General features: G+C 67.3%; 18 protein-coding genes. 8 read left to right on the top strand and 10 right to left on the bottom strand.

Annotated features, from left to right (window positions below; translation table 11 throughout):
* Positions 1–3 precede the first annotated feature (3 nt).
* Positions 4–855 carry a M48 family metallopeptidase gene (locus tag BDD18_RS19635; RefSeq protein ID WP_142085371.1) on the bottom strand — a complete coding sequence of 284 codons (852 nt, stop codon included), beginning with the start codon at positions 853–855 and terminating at the stop codon, positions 4–6.
* Between the two features lie 32 nt (positions 856–887).
* Between BDD18_RS19635 and BDD18_RS19630 the strand changes: the two genes are divergently transcribed.
* From BDD18_RS19630 to BDD18_RS19620, 3 genes are all read left to right on the top strand, one after another.
* Entirely contained in the window at positions 888–2261 is a 1374-nt protein-coding gene (locus BDD18_RS19630; RefSeq protein ID WP_142085369.1) for an AmpG family muropeptide MFS transporter, read from the top strand.
* A gap of 154 nt (positions 2262–2415) precedes the next feature.
* Positions 2416–3135 (top strand): response regulator transcription factor, encoded by a 720-nt coding sequence (locus tag BDD18_RS19625; RefSeq protein ID WP_044395320.1) that lies wholly within the window; start codon positions 2416–2418, stop codon positions 3133–3135.
* 3 nt (positions 3136–3138) lie between these two features.
* The gene (locus tag BDD18_RS19620) at positions 3139–4425 is read left to right on the top strand and encodes a HAMP domain-containing sensor histidine kinase (RefSeq protein ID WP_142085367.1); all 1287 of its coding nucleotides are present in this window, start codon (positions 3139–3141) and stop codon (positions 4423–4425) included.
* 16 nt (positions 4426–4441) lie between these two features.
* Here the strand turns inward: BDD18_RS19620 and BDD18_RS19615 are convergent, their stop codons facing one another.
* A complete protein-coding gene (locus tag BDD18_RS19615; protein WP_142085365.1) occupies positions 4442–5686 on the bottom strand; it encodes a YbfB/YjiJ family MFS transporter in 1245 nt (414 codons plus the stop codon).
* 102 nt (positions 5687–5788) lie between these two features.
* On the opposite strand from BDD18_RS19615, the gene BDD18_RS19610 reads away from it, so the two are divergent.
* Both BDD18_RS19610 and BDD18_RS19605 read left to right on the top strand, forming a co-directional pair.
* A complete protein-coding gene (locus BDD18_RS19610; protein ID WP_142085363.1) occupies positions 5789–6679 on the top strand; it encodes a LysR family transcriptional regulator in 891 nt (296 codons plus the stop codon).
* Entirely contained in the window at positions 6615–7832 is a 1218-nt protein-coding gene (locus BDD18_RS19605) for an NAD(P)H-dependent flavin oxidoreductase (RefSeq protein ID WP_276491166.1), read from the top strand. Before BDD18_RS19610 ends, BDD18_RS19605 begins: the two co-directional genes overlap by 65 nt.
* A 203-nt stretch (positions 7833–8035) precedes the next feature.
* Here BDD18_RS19605 and BDD18_RS19600 read toward each other — a convergent pair whose 3' ends face one another.
* From BDD18_RS19600 to radA, 7 genes are all read right to left on the bottom strand, one after another.
* A complete protein-coding gene (locus BDD18_RS19600) occupies positions 8036–9010 on the bottom strand; it encodes a glycosyltransferase (RefSeq protein WP_142085359.1) in 975 nt (324 codons plus the stop codon).
* Between the two features lie 12 nt (positions 9011–9022).
* Positions 9023–10306: an O-antigen ligase family protein gene (locus BDD18_RS19595; protein WP_142085357.1), complete on the bottom strand. Its 1284-nt coding sequence runs from the start codon at positions 10304–10306 to the stop codon at positions 9023–9025.
* Positions 10303–11118, bottom strand: coding sequence for a glycosyltransferase family 2 protein (locus BDD18_RS19590; protein ID WP_066782464.1), 816 nt, complete (start codon positions 11116–11118; stop codon positions 10303–10305). The genes BDD18_RS19595 and BDD18_RS19590 overlap by 4 nt, the downstream gene beginning before the upstream one ends.
* A gap of 15 nt (positions 11119–11133) precedes the next feature.
* The gene (locus tag BDD18_RS19585; protein ID WP_142085355.1) at positions 11134–11340 is read right to left on the bottom strand and encodes a zinc-finger domain-containing protein; all 207 of its coding nucleotides are present in this window, start codon (positions 11338–11340) and stop codon (positions 11134–11136) included.
* A gap of 2 nt (positions 11341–11342) precedes the next feature.
* A complete protein-coding gene (locus BDD18_RS19580) occupies positions 11343–12293 on the bottom strand; it encodes a branched-chain amino acid transaminase (RefSeq protein WP_066695517.1) in 951 nt (316 codons plus the stop codon).
* A gap of 98 nt (positions 12294–12391) precedes the next feature.
* On the bottom strand, positions 12392–12805 hold the full coding sequence (locus BDD18_RS19575) for a glycerate kinase (protein ID WP_066695523.1): 414 nt from the start codon (positions 12803–12805) through the stop codon (positions 12392–12394).
* Between the two features lie 81 nt (positions 12806–12886).
* A complete protein-coding gene (gene radA / locus BDD18_RS19570; RefSeq protein ID WP_067513507.1) occupies positions 12887–14269 on the bottom strand; it encodes a DNA repair protein RadA in 1383 nt (460 codons plus the stop codon).
* A gap of 116 nt (positions 14270–14385) precedes the next feature.
* Here radA and hpaI point away from each other — a divergent pair, with 116 nt between their 5' ends.
* The 3 genes from hpaI to BDD18_RS19555 all read left to right on the top strand — a co-directional run bounded on the left by hpaI (position 14386) and on the right by BDD18_RS19555 (position 16944).
* A complete protein-coding gene (gene hpaI / locus BDD18_RS19565) occupies positions 14386–15225 on the top strand; it encodes a 4-hydroxy-2-oxoheptanedioate aldolase (RefSeq protein ID WP_142085694.1) in 840 nt (279 codons plus the stop codon).
* A gap of 59 nt (positions 15226–15284) precedes the next feature.
* Positions 15285–16262, top strand: coding sequence for a 2-dehydropantoate 2-reductase (locus BDD18_RS19560; RefSeq protein WP_142085353.1), 978 nt, complete (start codon positions 15285–15287; stop codon positions 16260–16262).
* Between the two features lie 73 nt (positions 16263–16335).
* On the top strand, positions 16336–16944 hold the full coding sequence (locus BDD18_RS19555; RefSeq protein WP_142085351.1) for a glutathione S-transferase family protein: 609 nt from the start codon (positions 16336–16338) through the stop codon (positions 16942–16944).
* Positions 16945–17148: 204 nt separating this feature from the next.
* On the opposite strand, the gene BDD18_RS19550 is transcribed toward BDD18_RS19555, so the two are convergent.
* Positions 17149–18729: an ABC transporter substrate-binding protein gene (locus BDD18_RS19550; RefSeq protein WP_142085349.1), complete on the bottom strand. Its 1581-nt coding sequence runs from the start codon at positions 18727–18729 to the stop codon at positions 17149–17151.
* Positions 18730–18745 lie beyond the last annotated feature (16 nt).

Here is an 18745-nt window from a genome sequence, read left to right as displayed (position 1 = left end):
GCCTCAGCCCGCCTTGCGCGCAGCCTGGTACAGGCCCTGCACCTTGGGCACGTTTTGCTGCAACTCGCGGATGCGGTCGGGCCCCGAGGGGTGGGTGGACAAAAACGCGAGCCCCGCCTGCTGGCTGCCCGAGGCCTTGCCCATCTTCTGCCACAGGCTCACCGAAGCATCGGGCAGGTAGCCTGCACGTGCAGCCAGTTCCAGCCCCACCAGGTCGGCATCGGTTTCATCGGATCGGCTGAACTTGAGCGTGAGCAGCTGCGCGCCCAGGCTGGCCGCCGCGTTGCCCAGGTCGCCCAAACCCAGCAGCTGTGCGCCCAAGCGCACGCCCAGGTTGGTGGCCTGCGTTTTGGCCAGCCGTTCGCGGGCATGCTCGCGCAGGGCGTGGGCCATTTCGTGGCCCATGATCATGGCGGCTTCGTCGTCGGTGAGCTTCAGTTTGTCGAGGATGCCGGTGTAGAAGGCGATCTTGCCGCCGGGCATGCAAAAGGCGTTGATCTGCTGGCTGCCGATCAGGTTGACCTCCCAGCGCCACTGGCGCGAGCGGTCGTTCCAGGGCATGGCAAACGGGATGAGGCGCTTGGCAATGGCGTGCAGCCGCTGCAGCTGGGGGTGTTCGGGCGGCGCCAGGGCGCGCTTGGCGCGGGCTTGCTCCAGCATCTGCTGGTATTGCTGAGCGGCCGAGCGCTCCAGTGTCTCGGCAGGCACCAGCTTGCGCAGGGGCGAGGCCGAACCCACCTCCACCTGGGCCAGCGCGGGCGCTACAGCGGCGCTGCCAGCCGCCAGCAAAAAGCCACGGCGCGCGGACCATGGCGATGAAGGCGCAACAGAAGGAGGGGGGCACAAAAAGCACATGCAGGAATAATAGACAAAAACCCGCATTCACCATGTCAGACGCGTCCCACCCAGCCTCCCCTTCGGCCTCCACCCCGCCTCCTGTCACCCCCCGCCCCAGCTGGCTGCAAACCCTGCGCGTGTACCTGGAGCCTGCCAGCCTGCGCATGCTGGCGCTGGGGTTCTCGGCCGGGCTGCCGCTGCTGCTGGTGCTGGGCACGCTGAGCTTTCGCCTGCGCGAGGCGGGCATCGACCGCAGCACCATTGGCTACCTGAGCTGGGTGGGCCTGGCCTATGGCTTCAAGTGGGTGTGGGCCCCGCTGGTAGACCGGCTGCCGATTCCGCTGCTCACGCGCTGGCTGGGGCGGCGGCGCAGCTGGCTGCTGCTGTCGCAGTGCCTGGTGGTGGCCGGGCTGGTGGGCATGGCCGTGAGTGACCCGCGCGACGCGCTGGGCCCCATCGTGTGGTGCGCGCTGGCGGTGGCCTTTGGCTCGGCCACGCAAGACATTGCGCTCGATGCGTTTCGCATCGAATCAGCCGACGCGAATCACCAGGCAGCGCTGGCCGCGTCGTACCAGACGGGTTACCGGCTGGCCATGATCTGGGCGGGTGCCGGGGTGCTATGGATTGCCGACCGCTCGGAAGTGCTGCCCGCGCTGGGCCAGGCCGCCAGCTACCAGAATACGGCCTGGATGATGGCCTACCTGGTGATGGCGGTTTCGATGGTGGTGGGCATGGTGACGGTGCTGTTCTCGAACGAGCCCGCCCAGTTGCAACTGCCCCCGGCCAAGAACCTGGCCGTGTGGCTGAAAGGTGCGGTGGTGGAGCCGTTTGCCGACTTTCTGCGCCGCTACGGCTGGCACGCCGCGCTCATCCTGGCGCTGATTGCCGTCTACCGCATCAGCGATGTGGTGATGGGCATCATGGCCAACCCGTTTTATGTGGACATGGGCTACACCAAGGCCGAGGTCGCCACCGTCACCAAGATCTACGGCGTGGTAATGACGCTGCTGGGCGCGTTTGTGGGCGGGGTGCTGTCGATGCGCTTTGGCGTGATGCGCATCCTGATGCTGGGCGCGCTGCTGAGCGCGGGCAGCAACCTGCTGTTTGCCTGGCTGGCCGGGCACGGGCACGACGTGACGGCGCTGATTGCCGTGGTGTCGGCCGACAACCTGGCCGGGGGCGTGGCGTCGGCCGCGTTCATTGCCTACCTCTCCAGCCTGACAAACGTGAGCTATTCGGCCACGCAGTACGCGCTGTTCAGCTCCATGATGCTGCTGCTGCCCAAGTTTGTGGCCGGTTTTTCGGGCGACTACGTGAATGCCTTTGGCTACGCGCAGTTCTTTACCTCCACCGCCTTGCTGGGCGTGCCGGTGCTGCTGCTGGTGTGGCTGGCATCCAAGGTCAAAACAGCCTCTAGCGCTTGATACACAAGCGCAAACAGCTATATTTTGTATAGCAATTACTGCAACAACAGAGCCCGGCTTTTACGGCAGCTTTACACAAGCGACAAGCGCACTGCACGCCCCCAGGGCACGATCGGGCGAACTGCACCCCACGGCACCCACTAGACACCACACCATGAGCTCGCAACTGCTGATGATCGAAGACGACACCCGCCTCGCAGAGATGGTGGGTGAATACCTGGGCCAGTCGGGCCTGCACGTGACCCATCGGGCCGACGGCAAAAGCGGCCTGGCCCAATTGCAGGGCCCCGAGGCTGGCCCCCTGCCCGACCTGGTCATCCTGGACCTGATGCTGCCCGACATGGACGGCCTGGAGGTGTGCCGCCGCATCCGCTCGCTGCAAGGCCCCGCCGCCCAGGTGCCGGTGCTGATGCTCACCGCCAAAGGCGACCCCATGGACCGCATCATCGGCCTGGAGCTGGGCGCTGACGACTACCTGCCCAAGCCGTTTGAACCGCGCGAGCTGCTGGCGCGCATCCGCGCCATCCTGCGCCGGCGCACCGATGGCGGCACCCCCGCCGCCACACCCGCGCTGCGCTTTGGCTCGCTGGAGATCGACCGCGACGCCCGCACCGTCACCGTAGGCGGGCAGGTGGCCGACCTCACCTCGTACCAATTCGACCTGCTGGTCACGCTGGCCGAGCGCGCGGGCCGCGTGCTGACGCGCGACCAGATCATGGAGGCGGTGCGCGGCCGCGAGCTGGATGCGTTTGACCGCTCCATCGACGTGCACATGGGCCGCATTCGCGCCGCCATCGAGGCAGATGCCAAGAACCCGCGCCGCATCCTCACCGTGCGCGGTGTGGGCTATGTGTTTGCCAAGCAGCAAGACTGAGCCGTGAAACTCTCCAACCCCTTCGCCCGGCGCCTGTCCCTGCGCATCTGGCTGACCGTGGTGGTCGGCATGGCGGTGCTGACCCTGGCCGTGGGCTGGGCGTGGCGCGTGGCGGTGGAGGAAAACAGCCTGAACCAGCCCACCGCGCCCGGGCGCGAAATGGTGCTGCGCGGCCCCGACGGCCAAACCGTGGTGCGCGGCTATGCACTGCGCGAGCCGGGGCCGCCGGGCGAAGGCATCAACTTTCGCATCCAGACCGACACGGGCGAAAAGTACACCATGGAGCTGGGGCCCAAGCCCCCGCGCGAAGACCGTCGCGAAGAGCGCCGTGGCGAACGCCGGGCCCACGGCATGCAACCGCCCGGAGGCCCTCCCGGTGGCGGGCCCGACCGCACGGTGGCCTTCTGGCTGCGCCCGCCCTTTGGCTTTGTGTGGATGCTGGGCATCATGGGCGTGACGGTCGCCCTGGGCGTGTACCCGGTCATCCGGCGGCTGACGCTACGGCTGGAAGCGCTGCAGCGCAGCGTGAAGAAGTTTGGAGACGGCGACCTGTCGGTGCGCGTGCCCGACACCGGGCAGGACGAAGTGGCCGACCTGGCCCGGCAGTTCAACGCGTCGGCCGAGCGGATCGAAACGCTGGTGAAGTCACACAAGTCCCTGCTGGCCAATGCCTCGCACGAACTGCGCTCGCCGCTCACCCGCATCCGCATGGGGCTGGAGCTGATGGGGGGGCAGACGCCCTCGCCCACCTTCCGTGCTGAAATCCTGCGCAACATCGCCGAGCTGGACCAGCTGGTGGATGAAATTCTGCTGGCCAGCCGCCTGGACGCCCGCGAGGCCGATGTGGGCACCGTGGAAGACGTGGACCTGATCGGCCTGGCCGCCGAAGAATGCGCCCGCGTGGACGCGGACCTGGACGTGAGCGCCGTGCCCGAAGGGCTGGAAGTGCGCGGCATCTCCAAACTGCTGCGCCGCGCCATTCGCAACCTGCTGGAAAACGCGCGCCGCTACAGCACGGGCGAAATCACCGTGCAGGTGCTGCGCAGCGGCACCTTGGCCGAAGTGCGTGTGTGCGACCGGGGCCCAGGCGTGCCGCTGGACCAGCGCGAACGCATCTTCGAGCCCTTCTACCGCCTGCCCGGCGCCAGCGAACGCTCGGGCGGCGTGGGCCTGGGGCTGGCGCTGGTGCGGTCCATCGCCGGGCGGCACAACGGCAGCGTGCATTGCGAGGACCACGCCGGTGGCGGTGCCTGCTTTGTGCTGCGCCTGCCGCTGGCGCTCACGAAATAAAGCCCGCCGCGCGAACTCAACGGGGCCGCAAAGGCCAACGCCACACCATCACCGCGTACAACACGGCACCCAGCACCAGGGCCGCCGCAGCCGCCACCAGCCCCTGGGTGAAGCCCTGGCTGGGCGTGGCGGCGCGGTGCAGCGTCCAGGCCACCATGGGGGGGCCGATGATCTGGCCCAGACCGTAAGCGGCGGTGAGCAGCCCGGTGAAGCTATCCCCCGCCGAAGGCCACACCCGGCGCGCCTCTTGCAAGCCAAAGAACGTGATGGCGGTGAACGGCAGGCCCAGCAACCAGCTGCCCAGCGCAAACCCTGCCACGCCGGGCCACACCAGGCTCAGGCCAATCGCAGCCGCCTGCAGCAGATAAGCCACCAGCAGCAGCCAACGCCGGTCCCACGCCACCGGCGCGCGGGTGGACAGGGCGGCCCCCATGGCCACGCCCATGCCAAACAGAGGCCAGAACAAGTCGGGCCACACCGAGCCAGCAGGCAAGGCAGCACGCGCAATCACCGGCAAAAACGTGGCGGTGACGATGTAGCCCAGCCCCGCCAAACCATAGGCCAGCGTGAGCACGCCGCGCGCTGCGGGCCCCAGGCCGGGGGGGTTGGCTACGGGTGCGGAGCTGGCTGCAGCAGCCGCCTGCGGCAACCCCTGCACCACCGGCCACACCAGCGCACACAGCCCCACACACAGCAGGCCAAACACCGCCCAGCCCGCCGCAGCAGGCCAATGCCAGGCCACCATGGCGCTGGCCGACAAGCCCGTGAGCGCAATGCCCAGGCCCGGCCCGCTGAAAATCAGCCCACCCAGCGCGGGCTGCCCCAGCGCCACCAGGCGCAACATGCACCAGGCGGCAATATTGAGCAGCACCACCGCACTGGCCACCCCCGCACCGAACCGCAATGCCGCCCAGGCCCATGGCAAGGGCAACGCCATGGCCAGCGTGAGCAGCACCGTGGCTGCCAGCCCCCAGCGGGCCAGGCGTGCCGGGTGCCAGCGCTGGCGTGCTTTGGGCGCTACCCAGGGCAGCGCCATGCAGGCCAGCGCCCCCAACAGGTAGCCCACATAGTTGGCCGTGGCCAGCCAGCTGCCGTCCACCAAGGTGATCACGCCATCGCTCAGCATCATGGGCAGCAGCGGCGTGAAGGCAAACCGGCCAATGCCCATGGCCGCCGCCAACGCGGCCATGCCCGCCAGGGCGACCACGTAGGGGCGGTCAGACAGGGCGCGTGCGGCCGGAGGCTGGGAGGGGTTTGGCATGAAAAAGAGCTCCACGAAGGCAGAGGGTGTGCGGGATGTCTCGCTTATTATTCTCCAAAGAGATATATTTTTAGAAAACCATCTTTCAAAAAGAACGTTTGGATGGATTTCACCGCACTCGAAATCTTCAAGGCCGTGGCGGCCGAAGGCAGCGTGACCCGCGCAGCAGAGCAGCTGGGCCGTGTGCAGTCCAACGTGACCACGCGGATTCAGCAGCTGGAAGAGCAGCTGGGCACGCCGCTGTTCTTGCGCCAGGGGCGGCGCATGGCGCTCACACCGGCGGGCGAATCCCTGCGCGGCTACGCCGACCGCCTGCTGGCCCTGGCCGAAGAGGCCCGCCAGGCCGTACGCCCGCAGCAGCCGGGTGGGCGCCTGCGCCTGGGCGCCATGGAAAGCACGGCCGCTGCGCGCCTGCCCCAGCCCCTGGCGCAACTGCATGCCCAGTGGCCCGACGTGGTGCTGGACTTGTCCACCGGCGCATCCCGCCCCTTGGTGGAACAAGTCGCCGCGCACACGCTGGATGCCGCCCTGGTCGCCTGGCCACCACCTGGGCTGGAAACCGATACGCCGGTGGAACGCACCCCGGTGTTTCAAGAATCGCTGCTGCTGGCCCTGCCCGCGCACCACCCACCGGTGCAAAGCCCCGCCGATTTGCAATTGCACACGCTGGCCGCCTTCACACGCGGCTGTACCTACCGCCACATCGGAGAAGCATGGATGCAAGGCGCCCGCGGCACAGCGCCCCAGGTGCTGGAGCTGGCGTCTTACCACGCCATCATCGCCTGCGTGGCGGCGGGGCGCTGCGCGGGTGTGGTTCCCCAGGCCGTATGGGACTTGATGCGCGAGCCCCCGGCCCTGCGCCTGGTACCCCTGCAGACCTGCGACACGGTGCTGGTGCGCCGGCGCGGCTACCAGTCGCCCGCGCTGGATGCGCTGCTGGCCGCACTGCAAGGCACACAACAGCCCTCTTCCGCCTGGATTTCATCGCCCTGATCCCGCCTCTGCCCTTCAAAAGAGCCTGCCCATGACCTCTTCACTTCTCCAGCGCCTTGGCATTGCATTGCCCATCATCCAGGGCCCGATGACGGGCTCGGACACCCCCGCCCTGGCCGCAGCCGTCTCGTCAGCGGGCGGCCTGGGCATGCTGGGCTGCGGCATGCGCTCGCCCGCCGCCATGGCCGAGGCCGCTGCCGCCGTGCGCCAGCAAACCGACCGGCCCTTTGGCATGAACCTGTTTGTGCAGGCCACGCCCACGCCCGACGACGCCACGGTGCAGGCCGCGCTGCAGCGCCTGGCGCCGTTCTATGCCGAGTTCGGCCTGGTGCCCGAGCGGCCCGCCCAGTGGTGCGAAGACTTTGCCGCACAGTTCGACGTCCTCGTCGCCGCACGCCCCGCCGTGGCCAGCTTCACCTTCGGCATCCTCACGGCGGCGCAGGTGGCCAGGCTCCAGGCCGTAGGCAGCACCGTGATCGGCACCGCCACCACGCTGGCCGAGGCCCAGGCCTGGGCCGCCGTGGGGGCGGATGCAGTCTGCGCCTCTGGCATGGAAGCCGGGGGCCACCGGGGCACATTCCTCACGCCCACACAGCCCGGCGCCACCGGCGCGGCGCCGTCATTAGCCGACTTTGCGGCCAGCATGGTGGGCACGCTGCCGCTGGTGGCGCAGTGCGCGCAAGCCCTGTCCATCCCGGTGATCGCTGCGGGCGGCATCATGGACGGGCGCGGCATTGCGGGCGCCCTGGCGCTGGGCGCCCAGGCGGTACAGATGGGCACGGCCTTCCTGAACTGCTCCGAGTCGGCCATTGGCCCGGCGTACCGTGAGGCCCTGGCCCACGCCCAGGCAACGGATACACGCACCACCCGCATCTTCTCGGGCCGGCCGGCGCGCGGCATCGTCAACCGCATGATGCAAGCGCTGCAGGCCGACGAGTCCACCGTGCCGCCCTACCCCGTGCAGAACGCGCTGACCGGCGCGCTGCGCCGCGCGGCCGCCCAGGCGGGCCAGGCCGACTGCCTGTCGCTGTGGGCAGGCCAGGGGGTGGCCCAGGTGCGGCCCATGCCGGCGGCGCAGCTGGTGGCATTGTTGGCCCAGGAGTGGCAGCAGGCTACCGCGCCGCGCAGCACCTCCACTATCGGCCACCAATAACTATCATTTTTATAGCAGCAGGGGCATGTTGAACTAGCGCTTGCGGCCAAAAACTCCATAGAATCCGCGCAGTAGCCTCCCCGATATGAACAGGGCGCTAAAAACTGGCGCGCTGTGAAACCCGTGCCACCGTGCAGCTGGCTTTGCAAGGCCACAGGTGGCGTCCCCTGGGGGGAAGGCGCCGCAAGCGACTCAGGGATGCCTCACTGCCTCCAGGGCAGTTCGCGCGCCGGGCCCTGGATCATGGGTGGCTGGGCGTTGAGGGTTTCGCCCGCCAGCACCCGCTCGTACATGCGCAGGTAGTTGCGCGCCATGCGCTCGGCGCCAAAGTGCTCCACCACATGCTGGTGGCAGGCGCGCGGGTCAAAGCGGTTGCCCCGCACCGCCTCGGCCAGCACCGACGCCTGGTCTGACAGCACGCCGCAGTGCACGGGCACCAGCTCGGGCAAGGCGCCGTAGGGGGTGGAAAACACGGGGCAGCCGAAGTACAGGCTTTCGATCACTGCCAGCCCGAACGGCTCGTGCCAGCGCACCGGAAAGATCAGCCCGCGCGAGGCGTTGAGCAGGCCCGTCTTCTGCGTGCCACCCACCATGCCGTGGAAGTGGATCTTGCGCGACAGCGTCCAGCGAAAGCCCCGCTTGAAGTTGATGCGGTTGCCGCCCAGCACGTCCAGCTCCACCCCGGCCATCTTGGCCACCTTGATGGCGCCGCGCACGTTCTTCACGCCCCAGGCCGCCTTGCCCAGGAAGTGGTAATGCGAGCGTGGGCGGTCAAAGTCCACCGGGCCATAACCAGCCCAGTCCAGCCCGTTGTAGACGAACTCGCTGGAGCCATAGCGCGCCGCGTGATCACGCGACAGGAACACCGTGTTGCGCGGCAGCGGCTTGGGCTTGCGCGCGTTGCCGTGCTCGGTCACCAGGTAGGGCTTGGACAGCTCGGAGCGAGGGTTGAACTGAAAGTGCGTGATGTCCACGTCGGCCGGGATCTGCCCCTCCCACGGCTCGTCCGGCCGGATGGGCAGCACCTGGCCGAAGTCGCAGGTCGAGCCCTCGGGCACCAGATGGCTCACGCGGTGGCCCTGCTGCACCAGCGTCTTGCCCAGGTCCCAGATCACGCGCTCGGTGCCGCCATAGCCATACACCGGGATGGGAGAGTTGTTGACCAGCAGGATGTGCATGGCAGAGGTCTTTCAGGAAAGAGAGGCGGCTTGCCCGGGCGTTTGCAGCCGCAGGCGCTCGCGGCCTTGCAGGATGGCCAGCACCAGCATGCCCATGAACAGGTAGAACATGGTGCCGCTGTTGTGCCCCAAAAACACCTGGGTGGTACCAAAGCCCATATACGACACGGGCAGCAGCACCCCGATCATGCGCAGGCACAGCCCTTCAGTATCGAGCACGCCCGCAGCACCCGGGAACACGCGCCGCCGCGTGGGCCAGAACAGCACCAGCGGCACCCCATAAAAAACCAGCAAGACCACCACGCCGGGGATGCCGCGCTTGGCAAAGATGTCCAGCAGCTCGTTATGGGCGTGGCTGAACTGCAAAACAATCGGGTGGGTCTCTCCGGCGTCTACCCGGCGCTGCTTCTCGGCTTCATAGCCGTAGCGTCCCCAGCCGGTCCAGGGTCGATCCAGCCCCATGCGCCAGGCCAGGCCCCAGTGCGCCAGGCGCTGACCGACCGAACTGGCCGCGTCGCCCCGCGACTCGTACTGTGTGATCTCCTGCCGCGCCTCATCCACGCGCAGGCGCACCTCGTTGGCCTTGAAGGCCATCAGGCCCACAGCCCCCAACACAACCAGCACGGCACCGACAATGGCCCTGCGGGGCTGGCCGGAGCGCCCCTGGAGCCAGACGCACAACAGCAGCGCCATGGGCAACACCACCCAGCCCCCGCGCGACTCGGACAGCAGCGATCCGTCCAGGCCCAGCAGAATGCCCACCGCCCAGCCCGCGCGTTGCCAGGGCTTCCAGCGGTCCCACAGCACCAGCAGCGCCACCGAGCACATCAACCCCAGCAGCAGGCTGAGCCCGCCGTACTGGATCGCATTGGTAAAGCCGTTGGCGCGTGGCAGGTGCAGCACCAGGGCCTGGTACAGGCCGATCAGGCCCGCCCCGCAGGCGCCCACCGCGATACCGGCCCAGAGCCAGCGCACCCGCGGGGGATAGGCCAGCACGTACAGCAGGCACGGCAGCGCCAACAGGTACTTGGCAGGCCGGTCCAGGTTGGACCAGCTGCCCTGGGCCGGGTCAAAGTCCAGCGCCCAGACCGTGCCCATCGCCACGATGGAGCCAAAAAGCAGCCAGGCATCGCGCCCTGGCCGACGCCGCAGCCACACCCCGGCGGTGGCCAGGCTGCACAACAGCAGCACCACCGCTCCCCAGGAGTAGCCCGAGCGCACCCACAGGGCCAAGCCCGGCACCATGAACGCTGCCACGCCCGACAGGCGCACAAAAAGATCGTCAGCTTTGGTCAACGGCGCACGCTCTCACTCAGTTGCTGGTGGTCGTACTCCAGGGCGGCATACCGGAAGAACGCCTCCAGCGCCACAAACAGGCAATACAAAAAACCGGCCCCGCCACACAGGAACCCCAGACGGAACACATACAGGCGCAGGAACATGCTGGTGCCCGAGGCCAGGCCGCGCACCACCCCGCCCTTCTTGCCCGTCGCGGCCCGCTTGGCAGCGCCGAGCATCGCGTACTGCGTGAGCTTTTCCAGGCTGCCGCGCACGGTGGTGCGCGAGTAGTGCAGCAGCCGCGCTTCGATCAGGCAGCGCGGCACGGCGCCACCGCCCGGAGGTGGCAACAGTTCGGCCTGCTCGTGCACCACGCCCGTGAACTCGCGGACCATGGCGCGCACGAACAGGCGCTCGATCTGCGATTGCGAGCGAAAGTACTTGAGTTCGTGCCCGTAGGCCACCATGCGCCAGCGGATGGTCCACACGGCCTGCGCGCCAGAGCGCACGATGGCCTGCAACTCCTGCGCAAACGCCGGTGTCATCACCTCGTCGGCATCCAGGAAGAAGATGTAGTCACCCCGCGCATGGGCCAGCAGCCGGTTGCGCTGCACGGCAAAGCCCTTCCAGTCGGGGTAGCTGTGGACCTCCGCGCCCATGCGCTGGGCAATGGCCACGGTGTCGTCCGTGCTGCCGCTGTCCACCACCAGCAACTGGTCGGCAAACGCGGCGCTTTGCAGGCAGGCTTCGATGCGGTGCGCCTCGTTGAGGGTCAGCACCGCCACGGTCAACGTGGGCGGCGCCGATGCGCCGCCGGTTGCAACTGGCATCAACCCATCCACCGGTCAGTGGCCAGCGTGCACATGCTCTCCGGCCTTCAGCCGGTACACCGTGCCGCAATAGGGGCACTTGCCCTCGCCGGTGTGGGCCACATCCAGGTACACCTTGGGATGGCTGTTCCACAGCTTCATGCCGGCCTTGGGATTGGGGCAGAACACGGCCCCTTGGGCGTTCAGGTCCTTGGCCAGAACTTCAACAACTGCTTGGGACATGATCAAACCTTGGTGAGCCAGTGGGCGTATTGGGGATTGCGGCCGTTGACGATGTCAAAGAACGCGGTCTGGATTTTTTCGGTGATGGGGCCACGGCTGCCCACGTAGTCGCCCTTGCCCAGCTCGATGCGATCCAGCTCGCGGATGGGCGTGACTTCGGCGGCGGTGCCAGTGAAGAAGGCTTCGTCGGCGATGTACACCTCGTCGCGCGTGATGCGCTTTTGCACGATCTCCAGGCCCAGGTCCTTGGCGATGTGGAAGATGGTGTTGCGGGTGATGCCGTTGAGAGCGCCAGCCGACAGATCGGGCGTATAGATCACGCCGTTCTTGACCACGAAGATGTTCTCGCCCGCGCCTTCGGACACGAAGCCGGAGCTGTCCAGCAGCAGCGCTTCGTCGTAGCCCTCGTCGGTGGCTTCCATGTTGGCCAGGATGGAGTTGGTGTAGTTGCTCACCGCCTTGGCCTGCGTCATGGTGATGTTGACGTGGTGGCGCGTGTAGCTGCTGGTCTTGACGCGGATACCGCGCTTCATGCCCTCTTCGCCCAGGTAAGCACCCCAGGCCCAGGCGGCCACCATCAGGTGGATGGTGTTGCCCTTGGGGCTGACGCCCAGCTTCTTGTCGCCCACCCAGGTCAGGGGGCGGATGTAGCCGGATTCGAGCTTGTTCTCGCGGATCACGGCCTTTTGCGCCTCGTTGACCTCTTCCTGGCTGAACGGGATCTTCATGCGCAGGATCTTCGCGCTGTTGAACAGGCGCTCAGTGTGCTCCTGCAGACGGAAGATCGCCGGGCCGTTGACGGTGTTGTAGGCACGCACGCCTTCAAAAGCGCCGCAGCCGTAGTGCAGCGTGTGGGTCAGCACATGGATCTTGGCATCGCGCCAATCGACCATCTGGCCGTCCATCCAGATTTTGCCGTCGCGATCGGCCATCGAGGGAACTACGGGGCTCATGGGTGTCCTTTGTGGGTTGCTGTGGTTGAGCAAGCCCCTGATTTTACGGGCGGCAGCAGGGGCCGCGCACGCAAAACCAGCCCACCCCGGCCGGGGCCTTACTCGGCGGCGGTGGATTCCTGCGCCTGTGGCCGCTCCAGCGTCCACTTTTGCAGGCGGCCATGGATGAATTCGCAGGTCACATGCGACTGTGTGCCATCGGTCCAGCGGTAAATCTCTGGGTCGGTGTCGGCGGGCGACAGGCGCTCGCCCAGCGACTGCGTCATGGCCATCACGTGCATCAGGTTCACGCCGGGTTTGAGCCGGGCATTGAGCATGACGGCGCTGCCCACATACCCCATGGGGCGGTTGGCAGCTTTTTTCATCACATTCATGAGCCGCGTGAAATGCAGCAGGGCCCACATGACCAGGCCGCCCACCACGGCCGCCACGCCCGGCCAGCCTGCGGAGGCATAGCCCACCAGCACCAGCCCGATGACCCCGGCGGGGACAAAAATATTGCGCAAATTCATGGGCGCCATTGTCGTATGGGCGGCGGCTGCGCGCACTGCGGAGAGTGCGTACGGCGGCGCACCCCCAGGCGGCGCCGCCTGTCAGCCGATGCCGCGCACCACGTTCATGGCTTCTTCCACCCGCTCCACCGCGTGAATGGTCAGTCCCTCGATGGGCTTTTTGGGCGCGTTGGCCTTGGGCACCACGGCCACGGAAAAGCCCAGCTTGGCAGCCTCCTTCAAGCGCTCCTGGCCGCGCGGCGCGGGGCGCACCTCACCAGCCAGCCCCACCTCGCCAAATGCCAGAAAGCCGCGCGGCAGCGCCTTGCCTCGCAGGCTGCTGGTGATGGACAACATCACCGCCAAATCGGCCGCAGGCTCGCTGATGCGCACGCCGCCCACAGCGTTCACAAACACGTCCTGGTCCATGCAGGCCACACCGGCGTGGCGGTGCAGCACGGCCAGCAGCATGGCCAGGCGGTCCTTGTCCAGGCCCACCGACAGGCGCCGGGGGCTGGGCCCGCCGCTGTCCACCAGCGCCTGGATCTCGACCAGCAGGGGGCGTGTGCCCTCCAGCGTCACCATCACGCAGCTGCCGGGCACCGGCTCACTGTGCTGGCTCAGAAAAATGGCACTCGGGTTGCTCACGCCCTTGAGGCCCTTTTCGGTCATGGCGAACACGCCGATTTCGTTCACGGCGCCAAAGCGGTTCTTGATGGCGCGCACCAGCCGGAACTGGCTGTGCGTGTCGCCTTCAAAGTACAGCACGGTGTCCACCATGTGCTCCAGCACGCGCGGGCCGGCCAGCGCGCCTTCCTTGGTCACATGGCCCACCAGAATCACGGCAATGCCCGTACCCTTGGCCATGCGTGTGAGGTGCGCCGCGCATTCGCGCACCTGGGCGACCGAGCCCGGCGCGCTGGTGAGCTGGTCGGAATACGTGGTCTGGATGGAGTCGATAACCACCACGGCAGGCTGCGTGGCATCCACCGTCGCCAGGATTTTTTCGAGCTGAATTTCGGCCAGCAATTGCACCTGGCTGCCGTCAATCCCCAGTCGGCGCGAGCGCAGCGCCACCTGCGCGCCGCTTTCTTCGCCGGTCACGTACAGCGCGGGCAGGCCGGCACGTTGCAGGGCGTCCATGGCCTGCAGCAGCAAGGTGGATTTGCCAATGCCCGGGTCGCCGCCGATCAGCACCACGCCGCCTTCCACGATGCCGCCGCCCAGCACGCGGTCCAGCTCCTCAATGCCGCTGGGGGTGCGCGCCACATCTTGCGCTTCGATGGCGGCCAGGGGCATCACCGGCTGGGCATGGGCCAGGCCGGCATAGCCCTGCGGTGCGCTCAGGCGGTTTTTGCCCGGCCCGGCCTCGGCCACCTGCTCGATCAGGGAGTTCCAGGCGCCGCAGGACGGGCATTTGCCCAGCCAGCGCGGGCTGGTGCCGCCGCATTCGGTACAGGTAAACGTGGTTTTGTCTTTGGCCATGGCGATAGGAAAGGGGAGCCCCCGATGCAAGGGCAGCCGACTATAGCGGCCACGCCAGCAAGCGCGCGCCACAGCCCGTACGATGGCGGTCTAGGCAAAGACCCATGGAGCGCAAATTGCAGACACCTACCAACCGTTTCAAACAGGCCATGGCCCAGCGGCAGGCACAGATTGGCCTGTGGCTCGGCCTGGCCGACGCCTACAGCGCAGAGATCCTGGCAGGCACCGGCTATGACTGGCTGCTGGTCGATGGCGAACACGCGCCCAACGACCTGCGCTCCATCCTGCACCAGTTGCAGGCAATAGCCAGTGCGGCCAGCGCCACCAGCGCCCTGCCGCCTGGGGCGCAACCACCCCACCCCGTCGCACGGGTGCCGGTGGGGGACACCGCCCTCATCAAACAGTACCTGGACCTGGGCGTGCAGACCCTGCTGGTGCCCATGGTGGACACCGCCGAGCAAGCCCAGCAGCTGGTGCGCGCCACGCGCTATGCGCCCGAGGGCGTGCGCGGCATGGGCAGCGCGCTGGCCCGCTCGTCGCGCTGGCAGGCGTACCCGCAGTACGTGCACGAGGCCAACCAGCAGATCTGCCTGCTGGTGCAGGCCGAGACGGTAGAAGCCATGAACAACCTGGACGCCATTGCCGCCACGCCCGGCGTGGACGGCGTGTTCATCGGCCCGGCGGACCTGTCGGCATCGATGGGCCACCCGGGCAACCCAGGGCACCCCGAGGTGCAGGCGGCCATCCACGACGGCATTGCGCGCATCCTGCGCGCGGGCAAGGCGCCGGGCATTCTGGCCACCACCGAATCGCAGGCACGCCAGTGGCTGGCGGCCGGCGCGCTGTTTGTGGCCGTGGGCGTGGACACCATGCTGCTGGTCAGCGCTGCGCAGGATTTGCTGGCGCGCTTTCGCACGGAAACCGCCACCCCAGCGGTGCGGCCACTGGGCTACTGACAGCGCTGCACGCTCACCCCCTGTTCACCCACTCCTCGGTCCATAACGACTCTATGACGATGAAAGCATGTATCTACGGCGCAGGTGCGATTGGCGGCTGGCTGGGCGTGGCCCTGGCGCAGGCGGGCCACCCGGTCAGCCTGGTGGCGCGCGGCGAGACATTGCGCGCCCTGCAGACGCAGGGCCTGCGCATGCGGCGCACCGACGGCACGCTGGCGCAGGTGCCCGTCACCGCCCACAGCGACCCGGCCGCCCTGGGCGTGCAAGACCTGGTGGTCATCGCCGTGAAAGCCCCCGGCCTGCCGGACGTGGCACGCGCCATTGCGCCGCTGCTGGGCCCGCACACCGTTGTGCTCACCGCCATGAATGGCGTGCCGTGGTGGTTCCTTGACGGTGTGGGCGGCGCGGCGCAGGGTCGCGCGCTTGAATCGGTGGACGCGGGGGGCGTGATTGCCCAGGCCATTCCCGCACGCAGCGTGCTGGGCGGCGTGGTGCATGCCAGTTGCTCGCTGGAAGCGCCGGGCTTTGTGCGCCACCACTTTGGCGACCGGCTCATCCTGGGCGAGCCCGATGGCAGCCACAGCGCACGCCTGCTGGCCCTGGCAGACAGCCTGCAGCGCGGCGGCATCCAGGCCGAGGTGTCGGACTGCATTCAGAAAGACATCTGGTTCAAGCTGTGGGGCAACCTGACCATGAACCCCATCAGCGCCCTGACCGGCGCCACCACCGACCGCATCCTGGACGACGACCTGGTGCGGGGCTTTGTGAGCGCGGTGATGCTGGAAGCCAAGGCCATCGGCAGCCAACTGGGCCTGCCGATTGAACAGCAGCCCGAAGACCGCCACGCCCTCACCCGCAAACTGGGGGCGTTCAAGACCTCGATGCTGCAGGACGTGGAGGCGAGCAAGCCCCTGGAGATTGACGCCCTGGTGGGCGCAGTGCGCGAGCTGGGCCAGATCACCAGCACCCCCACGCCCCACACCGATGCCCTGCTGGGGCTGGTGCGGCTGATGGCGCGTACCCGCGGGCTGTATTGATTCCTTTAACCAAAATAGCCTCTAGCGCTTGTCTATCAAGCGCAAGCAGCTATCAACTTAATAGCAAACCACTATGCTCACGTTGTACTACACCCCTGGCACCTGTGCGCTGGCCGTGCGCATCGCCTTGGAAGAGGCCGCTGCCCCGCACCAGCTGGTGCGCGTGGACTTTGCGGCAGGCCAGCAGCGCACGCCAGAGTACCTGGCCATCAACCCCAAGGGGCGGGTGCCCGCGCTGGCCACGCCACAGGGCACGCTGACCGAAACGCCCGCCCTGCTGGCCTACGTGGCGCAAGCCTTCCCGCAGGCCGGGCTGGCCCCTGCCGACCCCTACGGCTTTGCGCGCATGCAGGAGTTTCACAGCTACCTCGCCTCCACCGTGCACGTGGCCCACGCCCACCGCCCCCGCGCCAGCCGCTGGGCCGACGAGCCCGAGGCCCAGGCCGCCATGCAGCGCAAGGTGCCGCAGAACATGACCGACTGCTTTCAGCTCATCGAAACCCACTACCTCAGCGAAGGCCCGTGGGTGCTGGGCGATCAGTATTCGGTGGCCGATGGCTACCTGTTCACCGTGGCCAGCTGGCTCAAGAGCGACGGGGTGGACATTGCCCTCTTCCCCAAGGTGCACGCGCACACCCAGCGCATGTTGCAGCGCCCCGCCGTGCAGCGCGCACTGGCCTGAGTTTTTGCTGGATCACCACATCAACGCCGTCTGGATGCGCGGCGTTTGAAACTGGCGGGGCCGAGGCGAGGGCCGCCGCGCAAGGGCCGCCGTGCTGCGTAGGCAGCGCTGCGCGTGCGTGCGCTGGCGGCGTCCCCCTTCCCGAATTGCGCAGCAACTCGAGAGAAGGGGGAAGGCACGAAGTGCCTCAGGGGGTTGTCACTCTCAATTCACCTTCAGGTAGCGCCAGTCGATGCGGTTGTCCGCGCGGTGGATGATCTCCACCTTCTTCGAGCCCGCCCAAGGAATCACCTGGTTGTACAGCGGAATGTGCGACACCAGCTCATGCTCCTTGATCAGCGCCTGCTCGATCAGCTGGTTGCGCGTGGTGGCATCGGTTTCCTTCTTGATCCGCTCGATCAGCGCGTCCATCTGCGGGTCAGAGAAGCGGCCCAGGTTGAAGTTGCCGTCCCCGCCCGCGCCGGGCGAGCGCACCAGCGACTGCAGGCTGTAGAACGCGTCAAACGTGGGCACGCCCCAGCCCAGCAGGTAGATGCTGGCTTCGTTGCGCTGAATCATCGGGAAGTAGGTGGCAAACGGCAGCGAGCGCAGCTTGGCCTTCACGCCCACCTTGGCCCACTGCGACGTGATGGCCTGGCACAGCTGCTCGTCGTTGATGTAGCGGCCCGCGCTGCACGCAAAGTCCACCTCAAAGCCGTTGGGGTAGCCCGCATCGGCCAGCAGCTTTTGCGCGGCCTTGGGGTCATAGGGGTAGCGCACGTCGGCTTTCTTGGTCCAGCCGTTCACCTGGTTGGCAATCAGCGTGCCGGTGGGCTGGGCCAGGCCGCGCAGCACCACGCGCTGGATGGACTGGATGTCGATGGCCTGGTACAGCGCCTTGCGCACACGCAGGTCCTTCAGCGGGTTCTTGCCCTTCACGTCCGAGCCGGGCAGTTCTTCGCGGAACTGGTCCAGGCCCAGGAAGATGGTGCGGTACTCCGGCCCTTCCAGCACCTGCAGGTTGGGCGTCTGCTTGATGCGTGCCAAGTCTTGCAGGCTGGGGTCGATCACGAAATCAATCTCACCCGACAGCAGCGCCGCCGTGCGCGTGGCATCGGCCTTGATGGGGGTGTAGACGATTTCGGTCAGGTTGGCGGGGTACTTGCCCTTGCCCCACCAGTGGGGGTTGGGCTCCAGCACCACGCGCTGGTCGGGCGTCCACTGCTTGAGCTGGTAGGGGCCGGTGCCCAGCGCGTTGCGGTGGGCAAAGGTTTCGTCCTTGGTCTTGATGTCCTTGGGCTCCACCGATTTGTTCTTCTCGGCCCAGGCCTTGCTCATGATGCGCAGCTCGGTCAGCTGGTTCACCAGCACAGGGTTGGGCAGGTCAGAATGGATGTCGATGGTGTAGGCATCGACCTTTTCCACGCGGTCAATGCCCTGGGTGTAGACGGCGAAGTTGGAGCTTTTGGCCTTGGCGCGCTCCAGCGAGAACTTGGCATCGTCGGCCGTGAACTCGCTGCCGTCGCTGAACTTCACGCCCTTGCGCAGCGTCAGGCGCAGTTGCGTGGGCTTGATGAGCTTCCACTCGGTGGCCAGCGAAGGCTCTGGCTTGAACGTCTTGCTGTTGTATTCGACCAGCGTGTCGTACACCGCGCCGTGCATGGTGTTGTTCACGCCCACGTTCTGGGCGTGGATGTCCCACGAAGAAATGTCCACAGAACGGGACCAGCGGAAGGTTTTGGCCTGCACGGTCAGCGGCAGGGCCGTGGCCAGGGCGGCCGCGAGCAAAAGGGCTTTGAAACGCATGGGGGATCACTCCAGA

Origin of the sequence: Acidovorax temperans, assembly GCF_006716905.1 — a bacterium.
GTDB classification, from domain to species: Bacteria; Pseudomonadota; Gammaproteobacteria; order Burkholderiales; family Burkholderiaceae_C; genus Acidovorax; species Acidovorax temperans.
Note: the sequence above shows the minus strand (reverse complement) of the source record. Positions and strands in the feature narration are given on the sequence as shown.

Excerpts from the sequence above, each read along its gene's own strand:
- BDD18_RS19635 (WP_142085371.1), bottom strand. The coding sequence starts at position 855 with ATGTGCTTTTTGTGCCCCCCTCCTTCTGTTGCGCCTTCATCGCCATGG.
- BDD18_RS19590 (WP_066782464.1), bottom strand. The coding sequence starts at position 11,118 with ATGCCAGTTGCAACCGGCGGCGCATCGGCGCCGCCCACGTTGACCGTG.
- BDD18_RS19625 (WP_044395320.1), top strand. The coding sequence starts at position 2,416 with ATGAGCTCGCAACTGCTGATGATCGAAGACGACACCCGCCTCGCAGAG.
- BDD18_RS19605 (WP_276491166.1), top strand. The coding sequence starts at position 6,615 with ATGCGCTGCTGGCCGCACTGCAAGGCACACAACAGCCCTCTTCCGCCT.
- radA (WP_067513507.1), bottom strand. The coding sequence starts at position 14,269 with ATGGCCAAAGACAAAACCACGTTTACCTGTACCGAATGCGGCGGCACC.
- BDD18_RS19555 (WP_142085351.1), top strand. The coding sequence starts at position 16,336 with ATGCTCACGTTGTACTACACCCCTGGCACCTGTGCGCTGGCCGTGCGC.
- BDD18_RS19550 (WP_142085349.1), bottom strand. The coding sequence starts at position 18,729 with ATGCGTTTCAAAGCCCTTTTGCTCGCGGCCGCCCTGGCCACGGCCCTG.
- BDD18_RS19630 (WP_142085369.1), top strand. The coding sequence starts at position 888 with ATGTCAGACGCGTCCCACCCAGCCTCCCCTTCGGCCTCCACCCCGCCT.
- BDD18_RS19580 (WP_066695517.1), bottom strand. The coding sequence starts at position 12,293 with ATGAGCCCCGTAGTTCCCTCGATGGCCGATCGCGACGGCAAAATCTGG.
- BDD18_RS19615 (WP_142085365.1), bottom strand. The coding sequence starts at position 5,686 with ATGCCAAACCCCTCCCAGCCTCCGGCCGCACGCGCCCTGTCTGACCGC.
- BDD18_RS19575 (WP_066695523.1), bottom strand. The coding sequence starts at position 12,805 with ATGAATTTGCGCAATATTTTTGTCCCCGCCGGGGTCATCGGGCTGGTG.
- BDD18_RS19610 (WP_142085363.1), top strand. The coding sequence starts at position 5,789 with ATGGATTTCACCGCACTCGAAATCTTCAAGGCCGTGGCGGCCGAAGGC.
- BDD18_RS19560 (WP_142085353.1), top strand. The coding sequence starts at position 15,285 with ATGAAAGCATGTATCTACGGCGCAGGTGCGATTGGCGGCTGGCTGGGC.
- BDD18_RS19600 (WP_142085359.1), bottom strand. The coding sequence starts at position 9,010 with ATGCACATCCTGCTGGTCAACAACTCTCCCATCCCGGTGTATGGCTAT.
- BDD18_RS19585 (WP_142085355.1), bottom strand. The coding sequence starts at position 11,340 with ATGTCCCAAGCAGTTGTTGAAGTTCTGGCCAAGGACCTGAACGCCCAA.